The sequence below is a fragment of the Thalassolituus sp. genome, from assembly GCF_984348125.1.
In genome coordinates, this window is record NZ_CFHJLR010000005.1 from 50,118 (window position 1) to 76,715 (window position 26,598).

Annotated in this window: 17 protein-coding genes and 2 pseudogenes; 5 read left to right on the plus strand and 14 right to left on the minus strand. The window is 51.0% G+C overall.

Features of this window, described 5'->3' with window-relative positions; all coding sequences use genetic code 11:
* Nucleotides 1–95 precede the first annotated feature (95 nt).
* Nucleotides 96–2,567, plus strand: coding sequence for an acyl-CoA dehydrogenase (locus AC5E51_RS05125; RefSeq protein WP_491778212.1), 2,472 nt, complete (start codon nt 96–98; stop codon nt 2,565–2,567).
* A gap of 49 nt (nt 2,568–2,616) precedes the next feature.
* Here the strand turns inward: AC5E51_RS05125 and AC5E51_RS05130 are convergent, their stop codons facing one another.
* The 3 genes from AC5E51_RS05130 to AC5E51_RS05140 are packed head-to-tail and all read right to left on the minus strand — an operon-like array spanning nt 2,617 to nt 4,196.
* Nucleotides 2,617–2,934, minus strand: coding sequence for a carboxypeptidase-like regulatory domain-containing protein (locus AC5E51_RS05130; protein WP_068437667.1), 318 nt, complete (start codon nt 2,932–2,934; stop codon nt 2,617–2,619).
* On the minus strand, nt 2,931–3,566 hold the full coding sequence (locus tag AC5E51_RS05135) for a hypothetical protein (RefSeq protein ID WP_068437664.1): 636 nt from the start codon (nt 3,564–3,566) through the stop codon (nt 2,931–2,933). Before AC5E51_RS05135 ends, AC5E51_RS05130 begins: the two co-directional genes overlap by 4 nt.
* A 48-nt stretch (nt 3,567–3,614) precedes the next feature.
* The gene (locus AC5E51_RS05140) at nt 3,615–4,196 is read right to left on the minus strand and encodes a hypothetical protein (RefSeq protein ID WP_301388950.1); all 582 of its coding nucleotides are present in this window, start codon (nt 4,194–4,196) and stop codon (nt 3,615–3,617) included.
* Nucleotides 4,197–4,586: 390 nt separating this feature from the next.
* Here AC5E51_RS05140 and AC5E51_RS05145 point away from each other — a divergent pair, with 390 nt between their 5' ends.
* Nucleotides 4,587–5,825, plus strand: a complete 1,239-nt coding sequence (locus tag AC5E51_RS05145; protein ID WP_491778213.1) for an esterase/lipase family protein — start codon at nt 4,587–4,589, stop codon at nt 5,823–5,825.
* Nucleotides 5,826–5,845: 20 nt separating this feature from the next.
* On the opposite strand, the gene AC5E51_RS05150 is transcribed toward AC5E51_RS05145, so the two are convergent.
* The 5 genes from AC5E51_RS05150 to AC5E51_RS05170 all read right to left on the minus strand — a co-directional run bounded on the left by AC5E51_RS05150 (nt 5,846) and on the right by AC5E51_RS05170 (nt 12,866).
* Nucleotides 5,846–6,259 (minus strand): DUF5086 family protein, encoded by a 414-nt coding sequence (locus tag AC5E51_RS05150; RefSeq protein ID WP_068437656.1) that lies wholly within the window; start codon nt 6,257–6,259, stop codon nt 5,846–5,848.
* A 90-nt stretch (nt 6,260–6,349) separates the two neighbouring features.
* On the minus strand, nt 6,350–6,769 hold the full coding sequence (locus AC5E51_RS05155; RefSeq protein ID WP_491778214.1) for a group II truncated hemoglobin: 420 nt from the start codon (nt 6,767–6,769) through the stop codon (nt 6,350–6,352).
* A complete protein-coding gene (locus AC5E51_RS05160; protein WP_068437650.1) occupies nt 6,769–10,410 on the minus strand; it encodes an ATP-binding protein in 3,642 nt (1,213 codons plus the stop codon). The genes AC5E51_RS05155 and AC5E51_RS05160 overlap by 1 nt, the downstream gene beginning before the upstream one ends.
* 6 nt (nt 10,411–10,416) lie before the next feature.
* Nucleotides 10,417–11,379: a DUF4194 domain-containing protein gene (locus AC5E51_RS05165; protein WP_301378474.1), complete on the minus strand. Its 963-nt coding sequence runs from the start codon at nt 11,377–11,379 to the stop codon at nt 10,417–10,419.
* Between the two features lie 26 nt (nt 11,380–11,405).
* Entirely contained in the window at nt 11,406–12,866 is a 1,461-nt protein-coding gene (locus AC5E51_RS05170; protein WP_491778215.1) for a Wadjet anti-phage system protein JetA family protein, read from the minus strand.
* A gap of 131 nt (nt 12,867–12,997) precedes the next feature.
* On the opposite strand from AC5E51_RS05170, the gene AC5E51_RS05175 reads away from it, so the two are divergent.
* Nucleotides 12,998–15,442: a 7TM diverse intracellular signaling domain-containing protein gene (locus tag AC5E51_RS05175; protein WP_068437640.1), complete on the plus strand. Its 2,445-nt coding sequence runs from the start codon at nt 12,998–13,000 to the stop codon at nt 15,440–15,442.
* A gap of 115 nt (nt 15,443–15,557) precedes the next feature.
* Here the strand turns inward: AC5E51_RS05175 and AC5E51_RS05180 are convergent, their stop codons facing one another.
* A complete protein-coding gene (locus tag AC5E51_RS05180; protein WP_301378468.1) occupies nt 15,558–17,594 on the minus strand; it encodes an NADPH-dependent 2,4-dienoyl-CoA reductase in 2,037 nt (678 codons plus the stop codon).
* Between the two features lie 211 nt (nt 17,595–17,805).
* Between AC5E51_RS05180 and AC5E51_RS05185 the strand changes: the two are divergent.
* Both AC5E51_RS05185 and AC5E51_RS05190 read left to right on the plus strand, forming a co-directional pair.
* Nucleotides 17,806–18,570: pseudogene (locus tag AC5E51_RS05185) on the plus strand (PAS domain-containing protein); the annotation flags it as partial.
* 213 nt (nt 18,571–18,783) lie between these two features.
* Nucleotides 18,784–19,119, plus strand: a pseudogene (locus tag AC5E51_RS05190) (methyl-accepting chemotaxis protein); the annotation flags it as partial.
* 21 nt (nt 19,120–19,140) lie between these two features.
* Here the strand turns inward: AC5E51_RS05190 and apbC are convergent.
* Genes apbC through AC5E51_RS05215 form a run of 5 tightly spaced genes read right to left on the minus strand, consistent with a single transcriptional unit; the run spans nt 19,141 to nt 26,429 of the window.
* The gene (gene apbC, locus AC5E51_RS05195; protein ID WP_491778216.1) at nt 19,141–20,232 is read right to left on the minus strand and encodes an iron-sulfur cluster carrier protein ApbC; all 1,092 of its coding nucleotides are present in this window, start codon (nt 20,230–20,232) and stop codon (nt 19,141–19,143) included.
* Between the two features lie 59 nt (nt 20,233–20,291).
* The gene (locus AC5E51_RS05200; protein ID WP_491778217.1) at nt 20,292–21,878 is read right to left on the minus strand and encodes an ABC transporter ATP-binding protein; all 1,587 of its coding nucleotides are present in this window, start codon (nt 21,876–21,878) and stop codon (nt 20,292–20,294) included.
* Nucleotides 21,875–23,260 (minus strand): ABC transporter permease, encoded by a 1,386-nt coding sequence (locus tag AC5E51_RS05205; RefSeq protein WP_068439834.1) that lies wholly within the window; start codon nt 23,258–23,260, stop codon nt 21,875–21,877. Before AC5E51_RS05205 ends, AC5E51_RS05200 begins: the two co-directional genes overlap by 4 nt.
* Nucleotides 23,260–24,237 carry an ABC transporter permease gene (locus tag AC5E51_RS05210; RefSeq protein ID WP_076514650.1) on the minus strand — a complete coding sequence of 326 codons (978 nt, stop codon included), beginning with the start codon at nt 24,235–24,237 and terminating at the stop codon, nt 23,260–23,262. Before AC5E51_RS05210 ends, AC5E51_RS05205 begins: the two co-directional genes overlap by 1 nt.
* The gene (locus tag AC5E51_RS05215; RefSeq protein WP_301388945.1) at nt 24,237–26,429 is read right to left on the minus strand and encodes an ABC transporter substrate-binding protein; all 2,193 of its coding nucleotides are present in this window, start codon (nt 26,427–26,429) and stop codon (nt 24,237–24,239) included. Before AC5E51_RS05215 ends, AC5E51_RS05210 begins: the two co-directional genes overlap by 1 nt.
* Nucleotides 26,430–26,598: the final 169 nt, after the last annotated feature.

Sequence of the window (26,598 nt, forward strand, 5' to 3'; positions counted from 1 at the left end):
GTCTGTGCCAGATTAACTTGTCAATCAACACAATCCTTTACATTAAATTAATTCTTGTATAGGTTTTGTATTGATATCAACTTTCGGAGATCGGGATGTTTCTTATTACCCTCCTCAGCGTCTTAGTGGCATTCGCCGCAGTCATGTATTTCAACCCGGGGCTGTTGATCGGCTCTGCGATATTCACTGCCGTCTGGTTGACCACCGGCTTGATCACACCAGCTATGGTTCACCCTGTCACTCTCGTAATACTCGCAGGCGTTCTGGCAGTGCTGAACGTACCGCAGCTGCGCAGGGCCGTGCTGACTAAATCGGCCTACAAAACCATTTCAGGCGTCATGCCCCAGATGAGCCAGACCGAGAGCGAGGCTCTGGAAGCTGGCACAACATGGTGGGACGCCGACCTGTTTCAGGGTAAGCCTGATTGGGAAAAATTCTCTTCGATCACCATGCCGACGCTGACCAAGAGAGAGCAGTCGTTTATCGACAACGAAGTTGAAGAACTCTGCGGCATGTTGGATGAATGGGAAATCCATCACTACCGCAAAGATCTGCCACCAGAGGCCTGGCAGTTTCTGAAAGACAAAGGCTTCTTCAGCCTGATCATTCCAGAAGAGTACGGCGGTAAGCACTTCTCACCGTATGCTCAAAGTCGCATCATGAGCAAAATCGCATCCCGCTCCATCACGGGTGCAGTAACGGCTATGGTTCCCAATTCACTCGGCCCAGGCGAACTGCTTGCAAAATACGGTACTGACGAGCAGAAAAAGCGCTGGTTGCCCGGACTTGCCAAAGGCACCGAGATTCCATGCTTTGGTCTGACAGGCCCAGAGGTTGGCTCTGACGCAGGCTCGATTCCTGACCTGGGTATCGTTTGTAAGGGCGAGCATGACGGTAAAGAAGTACTTGGTATTCGCCTCAACTTTGCCAAACGCTGGATTACACTTGCACCGGTGGCAACGGTAATTGGCCTGGCATTTAAGCTGCGTGATCCGGACGGCCTGCTGGGTGATCCTGATACCCAGGATTATGGTATTACCTGTGCCCTGATTCCCGCTGATCATGAAGGCGTTGAAATCGGTCGTCGTCACTACCCCGGTGCGCCCTTCATGAATGGGCCGATTAACGGCGAAGATGTATTTATCCCGGTTGACTGGATCATCGGTGGCCCTGAAATGGCCGGTAAGGGTTGGCGTATGCTGATTGAATGCTTGGGTGCAGGTCGAGGCGTTTCGCTTCCTGCTCTGGCTACCGCAAGTGGCGAAGTTGGCTATCGTATGACCGGTGCGTTCGGCAAAATCCGTCGCCAGTTCAAGACGGAGGTCGGTAAGTTTGAAGGTGTGCAGGAAGCAACATCGCAGATCGCTATTCTCGGCTACACGCTCGAAGCAATGCGTCACCTTGTGACGAAGAGCCTCGAGTCTGGCACCCCGTCGGTGATTACGGCCATGGCCAAGTACCACGCTACAGAAATGATGCGTACTCTGATCAATCACGGTATGGATGTCGCCGGTGGCCGCGCCATTCAGTTGGGGCCCCGTAACTTCATGGCCCTGCCATATCAGAGTGTGCCTATCGCGATCACAGTGGAAGGGGCGAATATTCTGACCCGCTCGTTGATGATTTTCGGCCAGGGGTCGATGCGTTGCCACCCTTACCTGTTCGACGTTATTCAGACACTGCAGACCGATGATAAGAAGCAGGGGCTAAAAGATTTCGACCGCCTGTTCTTTGCACTCGCTGGCAACAGCATCAGCCGTACCATGCGCGCATTCGTGCTTGGGCTCAGTGGCAATCGTCTGGCAAATGCACCAGAGAAAGCGGACAGCTTTACCAAAGAGTGGTACCAGCGCATCGACCGCATGAGTGCTGCACTGGCCTCTTCAGCAGACCTTGCGCTGGGTGTTCTTGGTGGCGACCTTAAGCGTCGTGAACTTCTGAGTGCTCGTTTAGGCGATGTTCATAGCCAGCTGTTTATCGCATGCAGTATTCTTAAATACTACGAAAATCAGCCTGCAAGTACCGCTGAAAAAGTACACGCCCGTGCCTCATTGCATCAGGCTCTGTACACTGCTCAGGAAGCTTTGTTCGACTTCTACGACAACTTCACGGTTCCGGGCATCGCCGGAGTATTTAAGCGTCTGGCGTTCCCATACGGTCGGATTCTGAGAAAGCCTGATGACGATCAGCTTCGTGCGCTCGGTGACCTGATCATGGAGGACAACCCTGTGCGTCAGAAATTTGGTCAGTTCATTCATAACAACCTTGAGCCAAGCGACGCTTTCGGCCGTGTTGAAAGCACGTATCAGAAACTGCTGACGGTTGACGATGCGTGGGGAAAATACAACAAAGCAGAGTCCCGAGGAAAGCTCGCGGGAGACAACATCGATGCCCGCCTCTCCAGCGCTGTTTCTCAGAATATTATTACTCAGGAAGAAGCCGATAATATTCGTGAGTACGACAAGCAGCGCTATGACGCTCTGCTAACCGATGCCTTTGAGAAGAGCTTTTTTGAAAAAGCGGAAGTTGAGGTAAAAAATCCGGCAGCTGATGCCAACGTTAGTTGAACACTCCCCTTGTTCAGCACCCTTGAAGCGGCATGGATGCCGCTTTTTTTTATTGCATCAACACCGGTTGTAAATCCTGATAAGGCATATTCACTACCTGAATCTGATAGTCCAGATAGCCGTTAATACGGAGAATGTAATTTCCCGGTATTATACTGGGCATGTAATACATACCATCTGAGCCGGTGAAATAGGTGTAAACCAGCTGAGGGCCAAAGTTAGTAAACACGATAAGTTCGACCGTCGCTCCCGACGCTGGGAAAAGGTCGCCGGTATAGGGATGACGAATATCCACCCTCCCCCTCAGATTCGTCGCCAAAGCCAACTCAGACAAAAAAAGCAGTATCGTAAATGCGATGGTTTTCATTCTCCTGCTCCTGTCACGGGTGTCATGTACGAGGTTTCAGAGTATCTTTGTCCTGGCTGAGTGAGCGTTGTAATTTCGATAGGCTCACTGAACTCAATGGTTCTGGTCTGATAATTAACCACCATGTCACTCCCCGTTAATGCTGCTTCAGACGTCAGATTAATCTTGCCGCGGCCAAAGCCCTTAACGTCCAAGGTAATCATTCTTTTAGGAGGCGAACCGTCTGGTGAGCCAGGTATCTTGAAATGAATATCTCCATTCGCACTGCTTAAAACACGGGGCTCGAGAGATATTTCCAGTAGATCAAACAGCAGAGGATTATTGATGACGTTGCCCTCACCATCGCGAAGTTCAAGCGTTCCGATGATACTCCAGGTTGGTTCATTCGGATTTCGGATCTCGAGAATACGAGCCTCGGTTTCAGATAACGCATTTATACTGATAACCAGAGTAATAAGATATGCAGCAAAGGCACCGGACGAATTAATCTTAAGCCCTGAGAAGCTGCCACTGGCAACCACAGACGTGGAGGGGAAGATCTTATAAATAAGGATTGAAGGTACAAGGGGAATCAGAAAATAAGTCAGATACAAAGCAAAAGACAGCATGATCCCTGCAATTTCTCTATCCATGAGAATCTCTCCGTTTCGTACTTGAGTTACATCACTCTATTGATCACCTTACTGCCAGACGAGCACCCCATCTGCGGTCTCACAGTTCATCACTGAATTACTCGCGTCATTTATGTAGACCTGCTGACTGGCTGACACACTATAAGTCAGATATTCAGAGCAATATGCGCTCTGACCGTTCCCTACAACTACTTTTGTACCCGCCTTGAGCTCACAAGTCACAAGCTTATCCAGCGGTGACCATTGATAGCAGATTTCGAAGTCTTCACGATATTCAGCAACCTTTCCTGACGGCTTATTGAACGCCCACCAATTGCCATAGGTGCTTCCGGGATTAGTACTGTTCCAGGCGCGATAAAGGGTAACGATTTTTACGCCAGTTGAAATATACACCTGCCCCTGGCACAAGCCGCCTTTGCCAGGCTCTCCGAGCGCAGCATTTAATAAGTCTGAATCAACGGCTGGAACAAAACTGTCGCGCAATGACGCTGGCAAATCGGTTGTTCCGATACAGGGCTCAGGAGCCACCGAGGCCGTGTCTGGCTGCTTACTTTGAGCAGGATGAGTTGCGGGCATCTGCGCACATGACACAAGAGTCGCAATACTGAGGCTAAGAATGAGTCCTTTCATGGTAAATCCATGTTGGCGTTTAACTCTTTCCAGTAAGCCGGGGAGTATCGTAATTTGCAAGTATCCGGGACAAGCATATCCAACCTTCGGTTAACGAGTCCGACAAACTGGCCCCATGTGCACCATGAGTTGGCGCATTTCATTGCATCGATGGTCACACAAACGCTCCGGCGCCGACCATACTGTGGCTTCAGCCTTCTCAGGGCTTCACTTCACAGTCAGGGAATCGATATGAATGTCAGCTTCCGCCTCGCCGCTCTTTTAATCATTTTATCTCCGGCCTCTTATGCCCAGGAATTTAATGACTGTAAGCTTCAGTACCCTATCGTCTTATCCCACCATTTTGGCTTACGGACCATCTGCCCTGACAGCTGGACAGCTGACGAGTGCATGACGCGAGAATCCGATAATCTGCAGAAGTATTGCGCAGCCTGGGATTCTGACAATGGCTGCCAAGAGTGGATTCTACCCGCTGATGAAGCTCACCTGCCGCCGCGCATCGACAACCTTTATGACAACCGCCTAAAACGTACCAGCGATATAGCGCAATACCATCGCTACTTCAGTAAAGACATCGTTGACCGCCTTAAAGCCTGCGGCAACGAGGTATTTATCGCCGACAAACCAGCCTACGCAACCTATCACATACGTGCCCGCTCCCTCCGCAATACGGTCTATGAAGCTTTATCCGCGACGCAGGCAGACAAGGTAATCATTATTGGTACATCACAAGGAACTCAGGATGCTCGTTTCATGACAACTGCCTTGCCAGCCAGTGATAGCGCCCCAGAAGAAGGCTCTATGGCAAAGCATGTCGCTGCAGTGGTGGGACTTTCTGGCGAGCATCTCGGCGCAGAAATCGCGACCATCGGCATTAACGGCATGTATCTTTCCAATTATGTTTTTGGCGACGGCTGGATTGACCCTGTTGCTGGCGAACCCTTCTGGGAATTCGAAGAAGGCGAGCGTCTGAATACAGACCTCATGTGGCGGGAGGTAGGAGATACAACCACAGACGAGGCTCTGTTCAACCAACCTCTGGTTCTGACCGAAGGATACGACCCTGATAATCCGGACGAGTATGACCTGGATATTAACGGTCAGTTCAGAGCCTTCCTGAGTGGCCTGACTTCTCTCTCAAGTCATTACATGCGAGAAGACTTTTACCGTGATGAGACTGCGTGGCGTGACCTGCTGGATGCGATTGGCGTACAGGAGGAAGGTTGGTACGAACTCGTGAACGAAGACAACGAGAACTGTAATGGCGTAAGTTACTTCAGTTATTCAGCACGCATAAGAAGTTGGGATTACGAATACTGGGGCGACGCGACTTTTTATCTTGGGGTCACCGCCCTATACGGCCCTAATGATGGCTATACCACGATGGACTCTCAGAATTTCGATAAGATTGGCTATCCACCTTGTGCGGATAGCCGCAGTAACTTCGAGCATATCAAGATACTGGATGGCAGTATTTTAAGCCACGGTTACTATCACAATTACTTTACCGGCCGGAATAAATACTACGGCCCTCAGGAGAGTTGGCTTCAGGAGCGGCCTCCCTATCAGGGTTCCGTGGCCGATTTTTATGAGCAGGTAATGAGAGACCTAATCGAACGTGGTTTCTGACTATCGCTAGTCGGTAGTATTTACTCCGAGAATACAGGATCAAGACACCTCTGCACCGGGCGCCGACAGATTTCACGCTGGGCTGCCGGTGTCTTCATCCACCGGGTGACGGCTTTATCATAAGCCACCCGCTCTGGAACACCGGTATCAACCGGCTGACCGATGCTGTTCAGCAGTGCTTCGCGCTCAATCGCAATATGGTCAGCGAGGCGCATGGCAAGCTCCTGCATATCACCGTTCTCGCGTGAGTACACATCAATATGAAAAATCTCTTCCCCTTCCATACGCTGAAACTCACGAATCTGGATCCAGCGCGTTTCTCTCGGGTCACTTTTGATGTTCCAGAGGGCGTAATCGTTGATGGTTTCGGCATGAACGCTAATGACTGGTATTGCGGCCATAACGTAAACCACAAGTCGGGAGAATGTGCTCATATTCGATCCGGTTTTTATTGTTGTGATGGAAGGAAGATAACGAGAGGCTGACCTGTTGGCAATACGTTTTGCATCCGGATCTCCGGAATACTATGAGTGCCTCATCATTGACTCTGACGCCATACGGCACCGCTCTGCGGGCACGAATAACTGGGTCATCAGGTAGGATTTGAACTCTTCAGGGTACGCCTGTGACTTTAGCGCTTCTTCCATACACAACAGCCAGGCATCCCGCTCAGCCTCGCCAATCGGCAAATGAGCATGGGCCCGAGGGATCGCGATTGGCCCGTACTTTTCGCGATACAGGCGCGGCCCTCCTAACCAGCCACACAAGAAGCGCGTCAGCTTATCGCGTGATTCGGTTAAATCCGCGGGGTGCATATCGCGGATTTTTTTAGCCGCAGGCAGAGCCTCCATCGCATCGTAAAAGCCGTCAACGAGGGCTTTTATACCCTCGTACTCTCCCGCAGCACGGAAAGAAGCATCTTCAACACCATAGGCGGCCACCATCAGGCAAACTCTTCCATAAAGTCTAGTGACGCCTGGTGACGGATAGTCCGGCGGTGGTTCGCCCAAAGCTCTTTAACCTTTTCCTGGTTACACTGCTGCCTGTCGACCAGCACCCGAGTCTGCAACTCCCCTTTCTTCTGTCCGCCGGTAAGCGGTACTTTTGAGAAGACAAACTGGTTCGAAACCAGATCCATAAATGGTCCCGATTTACTGGTCGGCATAATAAACAACAACTGCAGACCCAGGCTCTCGGTAAGGTAATTAATCACCTCTTTAGAGCGGGTTTCATCCATTTTCGAGAAGGCTTCATCCACTAGCACAATACGCAGGTGAGTATCCCCTTCATTAAAGCGGAAAGCTGAAGTAATGGCTGCTGAACGAATAATGTAGGCTGGCGTCTCTAGCTGGCCACCGGACCCTGTACCGTATTGTGAAAGAGCGATCGGTTCTTTATTCAGCGGTTGTTTATAAATCTCATACGAGCGGTAATTACGGTAATCAGAAATACGCTCAAGCTCGCGCATCGCTTTCTGCTCGTCATCGTCGAGCAGCATATCCATTAACTGATCGCGAACCTTAACGGAACTGGCAGAGAGCTCAGCCGTAAACAGAGTCGCACCGTCTCCCAATGCCGGATTTTTGATCACTTCATCAAAGAACTGGAAGTACTCTTTGTACTCTGGCACCCATTCCCAATCGAACCAATAGGTTTCGCGGTCAGCACCAAACTGGTGATGAGCCAGCTCTTTATTCAGGTCTTCAAGAATACGTTTGCCGTCGTTGATCGCCTGATAAATTGAGTGACACAGGTTGGTCACAAAGACGTTATTAAAGCTTTCACGTAATTGATGCAGCTTGTCCTGCTTCTCGACCAGAATATTATTCTTCAAACGGTTGTGAACACGTTCGACTTCGCGCTGAAGGTCACACACACCGGTAAAAAATTTCGCACCATGCTCATCACGATAATCCGGAGCGTAAACAATCGAATCGACGGTCTGGCAAGTCTGATTGTGTTCAGTGATGTTCCGCTCAATTTCATACGCAATGGAATTGAGCTCCTGAGAAACCGATTTTCGCAGGTTCTCAATTGCATCAACCGGGCTTTCTTCGGCCTCTTTATCCGCTTGTTCCAGGCGCTTCTCAAGATCAAAGTCAGGCCAGATACCCACGATAGAGCGCAGGGCATCTTCTTTAGCGTCAGCCGTGTCTGATGTCTGCTCCTGATGCTCACTCAGTGCCTTAACGGCTTTTTCAGCATCATTTAACTGTTGTTGCAAACGGCCAAGCTCACCATCCAGCTCTTTTATCTGTGCATCGAGGTCGTCCGCTTTTTCTTTAAGTGCGGTAAATTCGTGCTCAATATCACCGAAGCTGGAGACATCCACGCCTTTCAGTGAATTTTCAGCCTGCGTCATCGCATACTGAGTATCGAGCATCGATTGCATCTGGTCTGCGAAGGTAACGTGACGCAGAAGATTAACCGCATCAAGTAACTGCTGCGCCTGACGAAGCTGATAGTTTGCTTCGTTAGCAACGTCTTCGAGCATATTCACTTCGCTGCGCTTCGCCGCAAGTGCACGCTCGCGCGCTCCTAAACCGAAAACGAGATCCGCATCTTCAAGGTCACAGCGATAAATAGAATACGCACCCGAGCCCAGACCTTCTTTCGTCACACCACGACGTGTCATACGCAGCGCCTGAATATCGGCTACCTGCTCGACCGTGCCGTAACTGGCTTCAAGATAATAACGGGCAGTCGCGTGTTCAAAATCCATCAGGTGGATAATGGAATTCGCCGGAATTTTCATCCGTTCACTGTCTTTTTTCGCTTTCTCACCCTGAATAACACGAGCGCGGCTGCCACCCGGAATCTGACGAAGAATATGCGCAGCTTCGGCTTCAAACGCAGACTCAACAATAATACTGAAGCGCGCTCCACCGATATAACCTTCGACCGCACTCTGCCAGTCTGGGTCAGTGACCTCAACGTAGTCCGCCAGTACGCGCGGTTCTGCCTGCGGGCATTCACGCATAATCGCTTCGAGCGCCTGGCGCACATACCCTGGATACGTCGCCTGGCGTGCCTCAAGGCTGGAGATTTCATTCTGCTTCTGCACCATACGGTGCTTCGCTTGCTGAAGCTTCTGATCACGACGGTCCGCCACACGGGCAATCTGATCGCGCAGTGATACGCCGCTGCTTTCCAGTTCAGTATCGTGGAAGCGATCGCGCCAGCTGTTTACCAGTGACTGTTGGGTGCGGGCATCGTCGAGGTGAGCTTCCAGAGGTGAAAGATCGATCCAGTCTTTACCGAGGAGTTTACGGAAGTCGACGGCACCATTGTCTTTAATAGCCAGTACTTCGCGCGCTTGCTCCGCAATACGTTTACTACCCAGAGACGGAATTTCTGCAGCGACGTTAGTTTTCTGCAACGCCCCATATAAAAGCTCAGTAGCACGTAGCGATGCCTGCAACATCTGATCCTGCTCAAGCAACGGAATTGCCTGCTGTTGCAGCTTCGCTTTACCATCATTGATCGCCTGCTCTGCGGCATCTTTATCCTGCAGCGCGTCGATGCCCTGACGGCGGGCTTCCATACTGATTAATTGCTCGCGCACCTGCTTACGGCGATCCTGTGCAACGTCACGCTCTTTCTGAGTTTTATTCAGAGACTCACGAATCTGCTGCTGGATTTCTTTCGCGTTCAGGTAATTCTTCTGGTCGTTAAGATAACGACTGCGCGCTGCGGTGTATTCGAGAACGTTGTAGTCGATCCATTGATCAATATACCGCCCTGCACTGTCTCGCGTGCCACTCAGCATTTCGATGGACTCAGCGAGTTTATTCGCATCGGATTCCATCGCATAAATGGTCTTCATCAGATCCGAGACACTGCGAATTGCATCGCCCATGTCTTTGGCTTCGAGAATTTCATTCGCCACGAAACCATTTATACTTTTAACCGGCTTGTAGGCCATAAAGCGCGAGAAGGTACGCGCGGCATTCATTGCCTCGCGCTCCGGAACCGCATCGTTGCGGCCACGCAGAGCACCGTACAGTCGACGCAGATATTGTTTCTTGGTGTCGTACTTCTCTACGCTGTTCGGGTTGATCCTGCGCGCGAGATTTTTTGTCAGTTTCCCAAGTGGAATAACTTCCTGATGAGAGTCATCAAGGTCCAGCAGAAAGTCATTCTGAGTTAACTCTTCACCAGCCACGATAAAAAACTGAATATCATTCTGGCGCGCTACCGGTGCACCACCAGCACGATCCACCGTCGCACTGACACCAATAATCGCCGTGAAAGGTTCACCACTTTCGCCTTGGGTTGGATAAAAAACCGCACCGAGATAACCCACGGCGCCATTCGGGCGCGCATAACTGCCATCATCACAACCCAGCACGTAGGAAGCCAGTGTACGAACGTTTTTACCACGACCACGCTGTGTCGCTTCGTCCTGACCCGGATTGTAGTGAAACAGCGTATCGTGCGCTGCGGTCATGATGGTCTGAATAGCATCAGCAGCCGTCGTTTTACCAGAGCCGTTGCCACCCGATAGCAGATTAATCGGACCAAACTCAAATTCGGTCGCAGGGATATTGCCCCAGTTGATGTAAATAAACTTCTTCAGGAACATATCGTTTTATTCTCCGAACAGGCTGACGGGTTGCTTGGTTTCAGGTTCTGCCTGATCTTCTTTTTCTTCACTTTCTTCTGCGTCATCCGCCGAAGCACTTTTGGCATTTTCTGATGAGTTTTCTTCTTGATTCGGCTCATCAGTGCCAGCGCTGATATCTTCAGAAGTAACCGCTTCAGACTCAGCTTCCTGTTCAGATTCATCTTCTGCAATCGGCTCTTCAGACGCAGGCACGTCAGAACTAGACTCTTCGCCAACGTTGGCCTCTGCTTCAGCCCAGGCATCTTCACTCTGGCCGGCTTCAGAATTTAATTCGGAAGTCTCGTTATCGCCTTCGTCGTCTTCATCGGTCGCCATTAATTCAGTAAGCACTTCATCGCTGACGTAGCTCATGATCATTGGGCGAATACGCAACCAGATATCACCATCGTGGACGCTGTCTTCATTCTGCAGTTGAACAAGACGCATCTGACGCAACTTACGGAACAGCGCTTTCCGCTCAGTGACGTTTTCTGGCAGGCTGCGCTTCAGCAGGTTTTTCATGGCGATGGTCAGGCCTTCAAGTGACACCATGACACAGCCTTGCTCATCAACAGCCCCTTCGCGCAACGCTTTGTCGTACTGCGCGCGCAATACGAGAATCAAGGCGACTTCGCTCTGATTCAGGCGCTGGCGAAATGCTGGGTTGCCAACGTTCTGCTGATCTTCATCCATCCCCGGTACCTGCGCGCCGGGCGGGTACAAACGAATAAACTGAAAGCGCTTATCGTGCTGAATGCGGATACCCAGAACTGAAAGGTACTCGCCCACCAGTTCTTCGATACGGACAAACCGGTCGTACAGGGTTTGCTCGATCTGAGATTCATCACGGCAAATTACTCCGTAATCGAGCAAGCGTACCAGCAGCTCAGAATATTCTTTCTGGCTGAGGCCTTCTTTTTCCAGTTCGCGATCTATTTCATGCAACATAATCTGATTCTTTTCTCTGTACCCGCTCAGGACTGTTTCTGAACAAGTTCGAAGGTAAAGTGGTCTTTTTTGATGAAGTAACCATCGCTGTTTTCTTCACGCGGATTCTCATCATAATCAATATGGAATTCGAACTCTGACGAGAGTCCATCGGCTGCGCCCAAACCAATCGCATGTGCAACCGCCAGGAAGTCTTTCGCCGATTCAATCGGGATATCGCGTGTGGATATTTTTTTACCGCTACTGAGCTTGCTGCTCATAAAGTGCCGTAGTGCCTGTTGGTTCACTAGGAAGGCCTGATCCAATACCTGCTGCACATAGATCTCCCGACGGGCATCGACATCAAAGTCACCTTTGCCATCGTCCAGTGCCGCTTCGATCTTCTGACGGGTTCGTGAGGCGTGCATGCGAACAGAAGCAGGATCAACCAGGCGGAGCTGCGGTACTTCCATAAGCTCTCCAGCTCTCTCCAGAGCACTCGCCTGCTCTTCTTCAGTAAGCGATGAGAGGTGCTTGCATACCGCAAGAACGTCGTTGTGTTGTTGCGATGCCAGATAACTCATCTGACGAATGATAATGTCTGCCCGCTTAGTAAAGCTCTGCAGGGCACGACGTAATGCAGGCAGCATGATGTCGCTGGCATTCCGCATACGCAGTTCTATGCCATCGAGAATGGTCCAGAGTACCGAACTGCCCTCTTTCCCCAGTTCTGGTAATAACTCACGTAGGCGTTTCTCGGCGTTGGCTTTGAATTCGACGTCCTGTTTACGGATACGATCAATCAAACCCTGAATCTGGTCCCGGTGCTTCTCCACGTTGTCCGCTGACAAGCGCACAGAGAGATCTGGCTGGAAGCGGTTCTCCATGAAGTCGAAGAAGGCTTCACTGGCGCGCTCGATCAGCAACTGGTCTTCCATCTCACGAACAAGGTCGCGCTTGCGTTCCTCAAGCTCGCCAATCACATCGGTAAAGTCACTGATGATGCGCTCTGAGTACTCATAGGCGTCAAGCAGATCGTATATGTCGCCGCGTTCCTGAAAGGACTCAAGGGAGTTACGGGTATTCCGTGTATTACGATGACGGGTCCGTGCCATAGCCCGGCTTTCTTCGATAAAAGGCTCAGTGAACTGGCGCCCGAACCGGGTAAATCCGAAAGTGCTCTGTAAGCTGGCCTCATCGACCTGCTTCTCAAGCCAGCCGGATTCAATGAGTTGATTCAGTACCCAACCTGCCTGTTCACGGCTGGTACGGAAGCGGCTCTCGCTGGACTCATCCTCACTGTCGTATTCGTCAGCCAGAACCGGAGCCCGCACTAGAGCTTCCTGAAAGACTTCAATCACGGTGTCTCGTTGAATCGCCTGACCATAGTCAGCACTGCTAGAGCTGTAGAGCCTCTGATAGAGCTCTTTCAGACACTCCATGACCTGCGCTCGATACTTACCGGTTAACGGGCGGAAAAACTGGCTCCGTTCCTGCTCAAAAAACATACAATTTCTTATTATTCCAGCGCGATTAAAGAGGAGTAGATTACTTAAAGGATGAGGCGTTGGCCAGCCCGATGAGAGCCCTGTCACAATGTCTGCGCAACGCACTGCATTCTTCCGCATCGGAGGGTATAATGGCCCGAAATGCCAATCAGGATCTGGTCGCTTTGCGCAAAGGAATTTCTGTGCCTTCCATACTCTCTTTCATCGCGGCGCTTTGTCTGCTCATCACTGCTGCGCTTCCGGCCTTGGCCCTGCCCTCAGTGCAGGATCAATCGCCTCTAATTCTGGATGCTGGCTCGACTTACCTCGCAGGTAAGCATTGGCAGTATCTGAAAACGGATAAGCTGTCAGTAGATTCAGCCTCAGAACAACTCGCAACTTTGCACGAGCAGCAGCCATGGCAACGAAGCACTGATGAATACCCGAACCTCGGGGTTGGTGATGCTGGTTATTGGTTCGTAATGCAGGTGCAAACGAAAGATGATCGCGACTGGTTTCTTCGTAATAGATATTCGCTTCTGGATACCGTCGCTCTGTTTCAATGCCCAGAGGGCATACGCGATGCGAATCAATGCCATGTAGCCCGAGGGGGAGACAGGATCCCCTATACTGAGAGAGCCATAGATCATCCCAATCTGATTCTGCCACTGGACCTCACACCAGGTAACACATACGACCTCTACCTGTATGTCACCACAGAAGGGACCTATCAGCTACCTATGGAGTTCGTTGATCAAACGACTCTTAACACCCAACTCATCAATAATGGTGTATTCCGGGGGGCGTACTACGCGGTCATGCTGGCCATGGCGCTCTACAATCTCATTCTCTTTTTTGCAGTACGTGACCGGCTATACCTCTACTACACCGCATTCGTCAGTAGTTTTCTGTTCTTTCATATGAACTTTGAAGGCTCCGCCTTCGGCTATTTCTGGCCAGATAAGCCCGAACTGAATGCGTTTATGGTCCCTCTGTCGTTTGCTATCAGTCAATTTTTCTTCGCCCTCTTTCTGCCCCAACTGCTGATGCTAAAAAACTATTGCCCGAAAGCCGCCATGGTTTATCGGGTCTACGTCCCTGTGACACTTGGCTTCGCCATATTATCTATGGCAGCGCCATACCAGACTGCAGTTAGCATCCAGAATTACGTGAACTCCCTTCTTGCGATTTACACTCTCGTAGCCGGGATCCGTGCCTGGACGCAAGGCCACAAACCCGCCAAGTACTTCACCATCGCCTGGCTATCTTTCATGATGGGCGTAATCTCAGCAAATATGAGTACGCTTGGGGTGATTCCGGGTACCCCCCTGATTCTATACGGCTACCAGATTGGTTCGGTCTTTGACGTCATTCTGATCTCGCTTGCAATGGGGGCACGGATCAACATGTTGCGAGAGGCGCAACAGGAAGATCAGCGCCGCCTGAGCGATAGCCAGTCACAGGCTATACGCTACCTCAAGCAATACGAAGATCTATATCAGAACTCCATTTCAGCACGCTTTCAGCTTAACAGTCGCGGTGAGATTACCGACTGTAACCCGGCGTTCGCCTCTGCGCTCGGTTTTCCATCGGTGGGAGAAGTTGTCGAAGCTAAGCCGCATTTTGATCAGTTTGTTGAGTCTCCGCATGCTTCGATTGAGCTCTGGGAGGTACTTGATAGCGATACGAGGGTCACTGGGTACGAACTGATTCTGATGCCGCGGCGTGGCAAAGCCGTGAATGCAATTCTCACGATGCGCCAGGAGGTCTCGGATCAAGGGTATCAATGGGTTGGATCATTTCTGGATGTCACTGAAAAGTACGATCAGGAAGCGGCTCTACGCAAACTGGAAGACAACCGGAATCAGTCTTTACAACAGTTGGTGATGGGTGTTTCGCATGAAATGAATACGCCCCTGGGTAATATCCGGCTGGCGACCACACACATTAAGGGGCGGGTCGACGATAACGAGATTCTTGTCGATAGCGAACTGAAAACTGCGATCCATCAGGTGACGGACAACATCACCCGGCTTGCTGAGCTGAATCAGCTGATTCAGTCATCTATGGGCGCAAGTTCTTCACAATATGCCGATAGCATCTACCTACGGGCATGGCTGGGTGACTGGAAACAAAGAGCCCAACATCAATACCGCCATCTCTCACTGGAAGTTATCAGCTACCCTGACACCGCACTGTGGCGCGGATACACCAGTCTACTGGAACAGATTCTGAATCAGCTTACTGAGAATGCCGTCGTACACAACCCTGAGAAATATGAGCAGCAGGCACTCTATGTGCGAATCTCAGCCTCCGTTGACAACGGGGTGCTCGATATTGAATTTCAGGACAATGGCCGTGGCATAAGTACAGATCACCGCGAAAAGATATTTTTGCCGTTCTTCACAACACGTCGTTCAGAGGCGACTAAAAAAGGATTGGGGCTTTACGAGGTGCGGAACCTTGTGACCAACATTATGAAAGGCAGCATCGTAAGCCCTCCATCGTCACAGGGCTTCACTCTGAGTATACGCTTGCCAGAAGCAATCAAAGAAACAGAAAGCACAGCCGGTTCTGCCAGTAAAGTCAGTTGGTAATTGTTGGCCTCTAACCAGAATGGTGCAGCAACCAGAATGGCGCAGTAGCAAGAAAAGGTGCAATACCAGGAAGTGACCCCGGGCGCCGCATAACCGCAGCGCCCGGGCCGTTTTGTTACAGGCCGGCAGCTAGTTCACTGGCGAGACGGATAGCGCGCTTAGCGTCGAGCTCACCCGCGAATTCAGCGCCACCAACGAGGTGTGTACGGAAAGCGGTTTCTTCCTTGAGCGCTTCATAGATGCCGTTCACGGATACCTGACCAGCACACACAACGATGTGATCAACGTCTAACACACGAGGTTCGGACGTCTCTCCTTTCGTCACAGTAATATGCAGACCCTGATCATCGATTTTGTCGTAGCTGACGCCACCGACCATTTCGACATGCTTCATTTTCAGCACTGCACGGTGTACCCAGCCAGTTGTCTTGTTAAGCCCCTTACCGTGCGCGGACGTTTTGCGCTGCAGCAAGTAAAGCTTGCGAGGCGAAGGCTCCATATCCGAAGCAATCAGACCACCACGCTCTGTGTTTGTAATATCCACACCCCACTCTTTCATCCAGGCGTCTTTGTTCAACGTTGTGGATTCACCTTCATGCGCCAGGTATTCACCGACGTCAAAACCAATACCGCCTGCACCCATAATAGCAACCTTGCCACCCAGCTTCATTTCGTTGGCGAGCAGTTCCTGATAAGTCACGACCTTGGCGTGATCAATTCCAGGCATTTTAGGCACACGAGGTTCGACACCAGTCGCGACGATCACATCATCAAAACCAGCGGCTTTCAGTTCATCGGCTGAGGTCATGGTATTCAGCTTGAGGTCGATGCCTAAACGCTCAATCATGGTGTTGAAGTAGCGAATCGTCTCTTTGAATTCCTCTTTACCCGGAATGCGTGAGGCGTAATTGAACTGACCGCCAATTTCACCACGTCCTTCAAAGAGGGTGACCTTGTGACCACGCTCTGCTGCCACAGTCGCAGCAGCAAGGCCCGCTGGGCCTGCACCAACCACAGCCACCTTACGAGGAGCACTGGTTTTAACGTACTTCAGAGAGGTTTCATGACAAGCGCGAGGATTTACCAGGCAGCTTGCCCGCTTATTCTGAAAGGTGTGGTCAAGACACGCCTGGTTACAGGCGATGCAAGTATTGATCTCATCAACACGGTCTTCCTCTACTTTCTTCACCCAGAAAGCATCCGCCAGCAGTGGCCGTGCCATAGAAACCATGTCTGCCTTACCACTTGAGATCACCTCTTCCGCCGTGTCCGGCATATTGATCCGGTTTGACGCCACAACAGGAATGTTAACCTGCTCTTTTACTTTAGCCGTTGCATCGACAAACGCCGCGCGTGGTACCGACGTTACGATGGTAGGCACACGCGCTTCATGCCAGCCGATGCCTGTATTGATCAGTGTGACACCCTCAGCTTCGAGTGCTTTCGCCAGGGTAATTACCTCTTCCATAGTCGAAGCATCTTCCACCAGATCCAGCATCGAAAGACGGAACATGATAATGAAGTCCGGACCTACCGCTTTACGGACAGCACGAACCACTTCAAGCGGAAAGCGCATGCGGTTTTCATACGAGCCACCAAACTCATCGGTACGCTTATTGGTGCGCGCATTCAGCATCTGCGTGATGAAGTAACCTTCTGAGCCCATGATCTCAACGCCGTCATAGTTAGCTTTCTGAGCCAGCTTCGCCGCACGGGCGTAATGACCAATAGTCTTATAGACCTGTTTAGTCGTCAGCTCACGTGGTTTAAAAGGGGTAATCGGCGACTTAATCGCTGAAGGAGCAACGTTAAACGGGGTGTAACCGTAACGACCAGCATGCAGCAACTGAAGCAGGATCTTACTGCCATTCTCGTGCACCGCTGATGTCACCTTCTTATGAAACGGAACCTGCCAGCTGCTGAGCATTTTAGAACCGAAAGGCAAGAGATCACCCGAGCGGTTCGGCGAAAAGCCACCGGTAACCAACAGGCCCACCCCGCCGCGGGCACGCTCAGCGAAATATTCAGCCAGTTCACTGAAGTGCCAGGGGCGATCTTCAAGGCCGGTATGCATTGAGCCCATCATGACCCGATTTTTCAGAGTGGTGAATCCAAGATCAAGGGGTTCCAGAATATGCTGGTACTGGCTCATAGTCGTCTCTCATCTAAGTCAGCTCTGCGGCTGAGTTGTCATGGTTATAAGGCTCAGTGTAGCCAGTTCGCCATCATTTAAAATGATCAAAGATGACGATAAAGCTACCCTATAAAACACTTTTTAGCTACACATGAATAACTCTCATTTCTGGCCTTAATGAAGATACTGAACTAGTCTGAATCAGGCAGAATAAGTCTGGAGCACACCCATGTTCTTCTCTCGCAAACCTGTAAAACCCTCGGCAGAAGCATCGAATATCGCTGAAAAGCTCAGCGTGCTCGAATCTATTTACACAACTCAGGCTGTTGCTGAGTTCAGCCCAGAAGGCATGGTACTGTCAGCAAATACGCTCTATCACGACATGTTCGGCTGCGCCGACGGGTCACTGATGAACCGCCCTCACAAAGACCTGTGCCATAAAAAAGACGTCAATAGTCCCGAATACTCTTCCTTCTGGCAAAAGCTGGCGGCTGGCACTCTGGTTAACGGCCAGTTCCGTCGGAAGAAAGCCGATGGTAAAACCATCTGGCTGGATGCCACCTATGCGCCCATCCGGGACGCCGGAGGCGAGGTAATAAAAGTGGTGAAAATTGCTCACGACGTTACATCATTGATGGAGGAGAACAACCGCTTTACAGATGCATTTAAAGCGGTAGAGCGGTCAATGGCGGTCATTGAATTCAACTGCGATGGTGTTATTCAGCGAGCCAATGATAATTTTCTTGCCGCTACAGGCTATTCTGACAGTGAGATCGTCGGCAAACACCACAGAATATTTGTCCCCGAAGAAGACGCTTCCACCCCTGAATAGGAACAGTTCTGGAAGAATCTGGCGGAAGGGAAATTCTTCAGCGACCGCTTCCGCCGTGTGCGCAAAGATGGGACCGACCTCTGGCTCGAAGCATCCTACACCCCTCTTATCTCTTCCGAAGGTGATGTATATGGTGTCGTTAAATTCGCCACCGACATCACAGATAATGTTCAGAGGGCGCTGACAGAAAAAGAACGTGCAGCAAGTGCCTATCACATCACCACAGCCACTGAGCAATCCGCGTCGACTGGCACCGATATTATTCAGCAGGCATCCGATGAGATGACCAAGGTTTCAGCAGCGGTGTCGGAGGCTGCAAGTGTAATTTCTGAGCTGGGTGCTCAATCAGACATGATTACGTCTATCGTAAACACCATCCGGGGGATCGCCGACCAGACAAATCTACTGGCTTTGAACGCAGCCATTGAGGCGGCACGTGCCGGAGATCAGGGGCGCGGGTTCGCTGTTGTGGCTGATGAAGTCAGACAGCTCGCCGCCCGAACCAGCAGCTCAACCGAAGAGATTTCACAGATGATCAATAAAATGCAGTCCGGTACGTCTCTTGCGATACAGAGCATGGAGTCCTGTCAGCATCAGGCAGGAGAAGGGGTTGCTCTTGCGACCCGCGCTGGGGAGGTAATTCTCGAAATACGTCAGGGAGCACGTGAGGCTGTCAATGCGGTAAGCATTTTCAGTGACAGCCTGCACTGATCCGGAAAAGCCGGGCCTGAATCAATCGTCGCTGATCTGAATATCCGGTATCTTCTGATCAGTCTCTGACGTCGCCAGAGTCACGGCAAGGCGACGTGCCGCGTGGCGGTACATCATAGACACTTCGGAGCAATCATCCGCAGCAACCACGGGTAAGCCCGCATCGCTCTGCTTACGGATATAGGTCGACAGCGGTAAGGAACCCAGCACTTTAGTCTGGTAAGTTTCCGCCAGACGTTCTGCCCCGTCCTGCCCGAAGATATGTTCCGCATGGCCACACTGAGAACAGATATGCATACTCATGTTCTCAATCATACCCAGCACCGGAATATTCACTTTGTTGAACATCTCAACGCCTTTGCGCGCATCGGCCAGCGCAATATCCTGAGGTGTGGTCACGATAACCGCACCACTAATCGGAAACTTCTGGCTCAGGGTTAATTGAATGTCACCGGTGCCCGGTGGCATGTCGATCAGGAGATAATCAAGCTCGCCCCACTGAGTCTGCGTCAGGATCTGCATCAGAGCTCCCGACACCATAGGACCTCGCCACACCATCGGGGTGCTTTCGGTCACCAGATACGCCATCGACATAGATTTAATACCGTGTGCCTCAACAGGAACGAACCATTTATTATCAATGGTTTCCGGGCGAGTGCCCTCTTCAATGCCCAGCATAATGCCCTGGCTCGGCCCGTAAATATCGGCATCTAACAGGCCCACTTTGGCGCCATCTTTGGCAAGTGCCAATGCCAGATTCACACTGGTTGTCGACTTACCCACACCGCCTTTACCGGAGGCGATAGCAACAATATTCCTGACCCCGGCAATCGCTTCCAATGCCGACTGGCTCTTATGGTCTTCGACTTCCCAGGTAATATTAACGCGCGCGCTCTGACAGCCGTCGATATTCTCAAGAGATGTCTGAAGAACCTGAGCAATACCGCCTTTCAGGTACTCAGAGGGATAGTTCAGGTGGATGTCGACTTCAATTGCCGGACCGTCAATGCGAATATCGCGGACGCAGCCGGCAGAAATCAGATCAGTCTCAAGATAAGGATCGTGGTATCCGCTCAATGCGGCTTCAATCTGGGGTTGTGTTAATCCAGCCAACGGGTAGACCTCTGAAGGAAAACAAGATGGCCGGATTGTACGCCGCTAAAAACAATAAGTCAGGCGTGCTCTGGAATACGAGGTACTGCCTGCAGAAGGTGCTGAGTGTACTCATGCACCGGTGCAGTCATGACCTGACGGGTCTCTCCCTGTTCTACCAGCTGCCCATTGCGCATGACTGCAACACGGTGTGCCAGATGTGGAATAATCGACAGGTCATGGGTTATGAAGAGATACGATAACCCCATCTCTTCCTGCAGCTCCTGCAACAACTGCAAAACCTGGCCACGAATAGACACATCAAGCGCACTGGTCGGTTCATCACAGATAATTAATTCAGGCTCAACTGCTATTGCCCGGGCGATTGCAATCCTCTGCCGTTGCCCGCCAGAAAACTCGTGCGGATATCGGTTAAGGTGCCCGGCCTCAAGGCCAACACGCTCAAGAAGCTCTCGAATCCGGGTCTCCCGGGATTCATCAGTGCCACCGAGACCAAGGCTCAGCATTCCTTCTTCGATAATTTCTCTGACCGTCATACGCGGATTCATTGAAGAGAACGGATCCTGAAAAATCACCTGAATCCGCTTTCGATAAGAAGCGAACCTGCGTTGATTCAATTGACCGATCTCGTCACCGTCGAAGCGTATGGTGCCTCCAGCCGTATCTTCGAGACGTAGGATTGCCCGCCCGACCGTGCTTTTACCAGAGCCAGACTCCCCGACCAGAGCCAGTGTTTCACCCCGTCCGATAGTAAAGCTGACACCGTTGACGGCTTTCGTATATCCAACAACACGCTGAAGCACGCCGCGACGCTCAGGAAACCAGACTTTAACGTCCTGGACATCCAGCAATGGCGAGTGAGTTTCATATTCGAGATAGTCGTCAGGTTGCGGTAAGGCATGAATTAACTGACGGCTGTATTCATGGCTGGGGTTCACGAAAAACTGTGAGCGCTCAGCTTGTTCCAGAATTTTACCGTGACGCATTACCGCTATTCTGTCCGCCATTTCTGCAACGACGCCCATATCGTGAGTAATCAGCAGAACAGCGAGTTCGCGGCTACGGCGGAGTTCGTTGAGAAGTTCAAGAATCTGCTTCTGAATCGTCACATCCAGTGCTGTCGTTGGTTCATCCGCGATCAAGAGTTCCGGTTCACACGCTAATGCCATTGCAATCATCACGCGTTGTTTCTGCCCACCTGAAAGCTGATGCGGATACCAGTTAAGGCGCTCTTCGGGGTTCGGAATCCCGACTTCGTTCAGTAATTCGATAATGGCAGTATCCGGAGCATTGCCCCGGTGTAGAATCAGTACCTCACCGATCTGTTTACCTATGGTCTGTACTGGGTTGAGCGAGCTCTGTGGCTCCTGGAACACCATCGCAACCCTGCGTCCACGCACCGCGTTCATCTGAGTTTCGCTCAAAGCAAACAATGAATCAGTACCAAGCTGAACATCACCTCCCCTGATGCTCAAACCTTCACCGAGCAGACGCATGATAGCCAGGCTGGTGAGCGACTTTCCTGAACCACTTTCACCAACAAGAGCGAAAACTTCACCGGCATTGATTTCAAAACTGACGTCATCGACGAGACAACTGCCGCCCGCACCAATCACCAGATTATTTACCTGTAGTAATGGCTTCATTTGTTATCTCCACTACCGGACATGCGGGGGTCAAAGGCATCGCGAACACGATCGGAGAACAGGTTTGCTGCCAGCACCAGTACAAACATCAGGATAAAGGCGGCTATAACAGACCACCAGACAACCGGCTCCCGAGCCAGCTCAGCCCTGGCTTCATTGATCATATTGCCCCAGCTCTTCATCGAAGGATCAACACCCACGCCGATATAACTCAGAACCGCTTCAGCAAGCACGAAACCGCTGAAATCCAGTACCAGTGCAATCAGAATCAGGTGCGTCGTGTTGGGTAGGATATGACGCATAATTACGCGCCAGCGACTGACGCCAAAGGCGTGCGCGGCCTGTACATATTCCAGCTGGCTAAGTTTAAGTGTCTCTGCGCGCAGCAGCCGACACAAACCAGTCCAACTGGTCATACCGAGAATGAAACACAAAGCGACAAATTTAAAATCGGCACGGTCGCTCAAAAGTTTGAATTGCTCAGGGTGTGTTTCTATATAGACGTCGATCAGAAGCACAGAAGCAGCAATCAGAAGAATGCCCGGAATTGAGTTGAGCGTCGTGTAGATATACTGAACAACGTCATCGACCCAGCCCCGGAAATACCCTGCTGAAATCCCCAACAATACTGCCAGCGGCAAAGTAACCAGGGTTGCCAGCGTGCCAATCAGGACGCCAGTTCTGACAGCTTTCACCGCACCATAGAGAACGTCCTGACCTACCTTATCGGTACCGAGGACGTGGTAAAACTGACTCATATACAGAGCCCAGCTCGATACCACAACAATGGCAGAGAAAGTAAAATAAATCACCGGCCACGGAAGTCGCGAACCACGCTTTTTCATGAGGGAATGGTGCAGAAATATAAGGATCAACACTGGGACCAGTGTCCAGCCAATCACCGTCATACTTTTTACGACGATGTCAGCCCCATGCTGGGCATCATCGCCCAGGTGACTTCCTCCATGCTCAAGGCGTGGGTAGTCACGAGTAACACCGCCTTCCGGTAATTCCATGCTTTCTTTAGCGAAAGAGTGAATCGCAAATGGGGCGGAATATGTTTTTTCGTCTCGCCCCAACATAGGTGCCAGCGCAAGGTCCAGCAAACTCGTGACTTCAGGTGCATAGTGGACCTCGCCAGAATCTCCGGCCTGATCCAGTTTCTTCTGAAAATGAACCGAGTCCGTTAATGCAATCAGGACGTAAAACAGAATCACCAGAAATGACGCGGAACCGATACGTGATTCAAAGACCTGAGACCAGCGTTTACAGGCCAGAGGGTTGCGGACCACAGTAACGATAAAAGCGCACAGTGAAGCCACTAAAAGGAAAATTAAAATATCACTCCAGAGGAGGTGGAGGCGTACGTCAAATACTTCCATCAGGACAACCTCACCCGTGGATCAACCAGTGTGTACGAAATATCAGTCAGCAGAAGTCCGATGATGTAAAGAACAGAGCCAAGAAATACCATGCTGCGCACGATGGCAAAATCCTGAGCCTGGATCGCATCCAGGGTGTAACTGCCCAGCCCCGGAATGCCGAAGAAAGACTCCACCAGCAAGCTACCCATGAAAAGTGAAGGAATGACCACGACCACACTGGTCAGAATCGGGATCATACCGTTTGGCAGAATATGCCGGAAAAGCACAGTCAACTCGGCCACACCCTTAGCGCGCGCAGTACGCACATAATCTTTATTCGCCTCTTCCAGAAACAAAGTACGATACAGCCGCGTGCCACCGCCAATACCCGAAATCACACCGATAATCACGGGTAATAACAGAAAGCGCCAGGCATCTGCACCGCCGAGATAACCGGAAATAGGCACCAGACTCCACTCTTTAGCGAAGAAAAACTGACCCGCAATCACATAGAACACACCGGAGACAGACATCAGCCCAACGCAGAGGATCATGGCTGACGTGTCGAAGATGCTGGCCCGGAACATCACAACAAACAACGCAAATGCAATGTTGACGGAAATACCGATGATAAATGTTGGCAGAGCAACGGCGAGGCTTGGCCACATTCGTTGCTCAATATCCGCTGCGATATTTCGTCCGGCATCCGATTTACCGAAATCCAGAGCAAAGAGACTGAGGGACTTTTCGAAGAAGATGGTTTCAGTGAATGCCCCTGCTCCTTCTGCGTCGCCGTTAATCAGCAGAGGTTTGTCATAGCCGCGCTGCGCTTTCCACTCCTGCACAGCTTCTTCGGTGACATGCTTATCACCCAGCTGTACGCGCGCCATCTGCTCCGGTGTATTCACAACAAAAAACAGAGCAAAAGTAAGAAGATTTACACCGATAAGAATAGGAATGGCATAAATCAGTCGACGGATAATGTAGGCCAGCATTACTTATCTCCCCCTGCTGGACGAATACGATGATTCAGCCTGCGTCGATAGGCCAGATAACCTGGCAGTGCAGTGACTAGAATAATTATCACGACCATGAATAATGGCCATAAAACCGGGCTGTTCCACTCTGCCTGCATGCGGGCACGCTGTTCCGGATCAATACGCAGATACTTGAGGACAGACTTACTGATGCCATGGGGTTTGCTGTTATACACCCAGGCATTATTGAGTACGTAGCTGTGTGGATGAAACGACGAGGCCCAGGGCATTTCATGGTGCAGAATATCGATCATCTCGCGGATAATTTCCATACGCTCGGGGCTGTTTTCCATCAGTTTCATTTCTTCAAACAGCGCATTGTATCGGGCGTTATCGAAGTTGCTCGAGTTAACACCAGCACCTTGAGTAACGACCTGCCCGTTCGGGCCGTATAAGAGAAAGAGGAAATTCTCAGCATCAGGGTAGTCCGCTAGCCAGCCCCACTGGAACATCTGAGCATTACCCGCTTTCATTTTGTCCTTAAAGCGGTTGTAGTCAGTACCGCGGATATTGAGCTGAATTCCGATTTTCCTGAACTGCTTAATCAACCAGCTTTGAGCCGCGCTCCCGCCTGAGCCAACGGTGTCGAGATTCAGTACCAGAGGCTCCCCCGTTTCGGCATTGCGACCATCCGGGTACCCTGCTTTCGCCATCAGTTCACGGGCGACATCTGTATTTTTTCTGACGGCTGCGCCATCAATCCAGTCAAATACAGACTCGTTCATGCCCTCCTGTCCTTCCTGATATCCAAAAATACCGGGAGGAATCGGACTCATCGCCGTTTCTCCGCGTCCATTATAGAAAATGGATATGTACTCTTCCTGATCGTAAATAATCGCGATGGCCTGTCGCAAAAGACGCTTCTTCTCACGCTCTTCCGCCGTTCCTGTATCACCGATCACATCGTCGAGCATGTTAAAACCGAAATAATAGGTTCCCGGAGTGACCGCCACATCAAGGCTAATTCCGCGCTCGCGCATTTCATCCGACAGACCTATCCCCTCTGAGCCGACGCTGATCGCCTGATCAAAGCTGTCGCTGGCGATACCCGAGCGATCGTAATAGCCCTGCAGAAACTTACTCCATAGCGGGATCGACTCTTTTTCAAGGCGATACACCACTTTGTCGATGAATGGGATTTTCTGCCCTGCATCATCAAGTAACCCTGCGGTACGATCTGAAATCTCACCCTCTGCTGGGTAAAAATCATCACGATAATTCGGATTCTTTTCCAGAATGATGGCCTCATTCGGATCATTCTGAGTCATCATGTACGGGCCCGTACCGATCGGATACCAATCAAGCGTTATATTTTTATCGGCCATTCCCGGCATGCTGTAGAAGCGGTCTGCTTCGAACGGTATCGGTGCAAAGAAGTGGAACGCCAGCCAATAGCTGAATTGTGGGTACTTACCTTTGAGTCGTATCCGGAAGCGATAGCGGTCGATGACCTCAACCCCGCTGAAGTCGAGCGTACGGAGATCAAGCCACTCACCTTCCTGCTGCGCCTCACGTTCTGCCTTAGCAACTTCAGCAAATTCGTTCATGCCCAGTATGTACTCTGACATCAAGCCCCGAATCGGTGACAGCAAGGTCGGATCAGCCAGTCGTTTCAATTGGTAAGCGTAATCTTCAGCCACAAGCTCACGGGTACCGGTTTCGCTGAAATCATTCAAGGAGCTGTAGGGCTCCGCATCATCCAACGACTCAAACGCATAGACAGGTGCCCCTGAGGTATCCAGGGCAAGCGCTGGGTGTGGTTGATAATAGATGCCCGGCGTTAACTCGAAGAGATAATCACTGTAGGCAAGATCCGGTGAGTCTGAAGCCACTTCATTACCTTCAGCGTCGAGATAAACGATCTCTGGCATACTCAACAGCGTATTGGGCTCCAGCTCAAAAGGTCGTTTCAGATAGTGATACTGAAGTGGTGGATCATAAATCTGATCAATAAACCGACCTTCATCAGAACTGTAGGAGATCACAGGATCCAGATGCTTGGGTGGCCCGGAGAAATTCGAGTACAGGATGTTTTTTCCTGCTTCATCCTCCGGGTGTGGGTTGTTCCACGCGCCCTCACTGCAACCGCTGATGAGAAACGTAAACGCCACTGCCAATGCAGCGACGACGAGCGATCCCTGTGTATTCATTTATCTCCCGTACTGGTCGGATGCAGACCAGACTGCAAACTGAGCTTAACCGGTTCAATGATTTTTATCGTAATTCCATCGAGTCTGCCAGCTTTTAGCGATCAGGCAAACTCCTGTAACGACTCTCTGGTTGCTTTCCTGTTGCTTCCTGGTTGTTCACGGGCTTCCC

What these genes read in the sequence shown, in the direction of transcription:
- AC5E51_RS05155 (WP_491778214.1), bottom strand. Translation starts at nt 6,769, where the DNA reads ATGGTGGCCGCCTATGGTGTTGAAGATGCTTCTTTCCGTGCTGCGGGA.
- AC5E51_RS05135 (WP_068437664.1), bottom strand. Translation starts at nt 3,566, where the DNA reads ATGGATAGAGAAATTGCAGGGATCATGCTGTCTTTTGCTTTGTATCTG.
- AC5E51_RS05145 (WP_491778213.1), top strand. Translation starts at nt 4,587, where the DNA reads ATGACGCGAGAATCCGATAATCTGCAGAAGTATTGCGCAGCCTGGGAT.
- AC5E51_RS05170 (WP_491778215.1), bottom strand. Translation starts at nt 12,866, where the DNA reads ATGTTTTTTGAGCAGGAACGGAGCCAGTTTTTCCGCCCGTTAACCGGT.
- AC5E51_RS05205 (WP_068439834.1), bottom strand. Translation starts at nt 23,260, where the DNA reads ATGGAAGTATTTGACGTACGCCTCCACCTCCTCTGGAGTGATATTTTA.
- AC5E51_RS05125 (WP_491778212.1), top strand. Translation starts at nt 96, where the DNA reads ATGTTTCTTATTACCCTCCTCAGCGTCTTAGTGGCATTCGCCGCAGTC.
- AC5E51_RS05175 (WP_068437640.1), top strand. Translation starts at nt 12,998, where the DNA reads ATGGCCCGAAATGCCAATCAGGATCTGGTCGCTTTGCGCAAAGGAATT.
- AC5E51_RS05165 (WP_301378474.1), bottom strand. Translation starts at nt 11,379, where the DNA reads ATGTTGCATGAAATAGATCGCGAACTGGAAAAAGAAGGCCTCAGCCAG.
- AC5E51_RS05210 (WP_076514650.1), bottom strand. Translation starts at nt 24,237, where the DNA reads ATGCTGGCCTACATTATCCGTCGACTGATTTATGCCATTCCTATTCTT.
- AC5E51_RS05130 (WP_068437667.1), bottom strand. Translation starts at nt 2,934, where the DNA reads ATGAAAACCATCGCATTTACGATACTGCTTTTTTTGTCTGAGTTGGCT.
- AC5E51_RS05160 (WP_068437650.1), bottom strand. Translation starts at nt 10,410, where the DNA reads ATGTTCCTGAAGAAGTTTATTTACATCAACTGGGGCAATATCCCTGCG.
- AC5E51_RS05150 (WP_068437656.1), bottom strand. Translation starts at nt 6,259, where the DNA reads ATGAGCACATTCTCCCGACTTGTGGTTTACGTTATGGCCGCAATACCA.
- AC5E51_RS05200 (WP_491778217.1), bottom strand. Translation starts at nt 21,878, where the DNA reads ATGAAGCCATTACTACAGGTAAATAATCTGGTGATTGGTGCGGGCGGC.
- AC5E51_RS05140 (WP_301388950.1), bottom strand. Translation starts at nt 4,196, where the DNA reads ATGAAAGGACTCATTCTTAGCCTCAGTATTGCGACTCTTGTGTCATGT.
- AC5E51_RS05215 (WP_301388945.1), bottom strand. Translation starts at nt 26,429, where the DNA reads ATGAATACACAGGGATCGCTCGTCGTCGCTGCATTGGCAGTGGCGTTT.
- AC5E51_RS05180 (WP_301378468.1), bottom strand. Translation starts at nt 17,594, where the DNA reads ATGAGCCAGTACCAGCATATTCTGGAACCCCTTGATCTTGGATTCACC.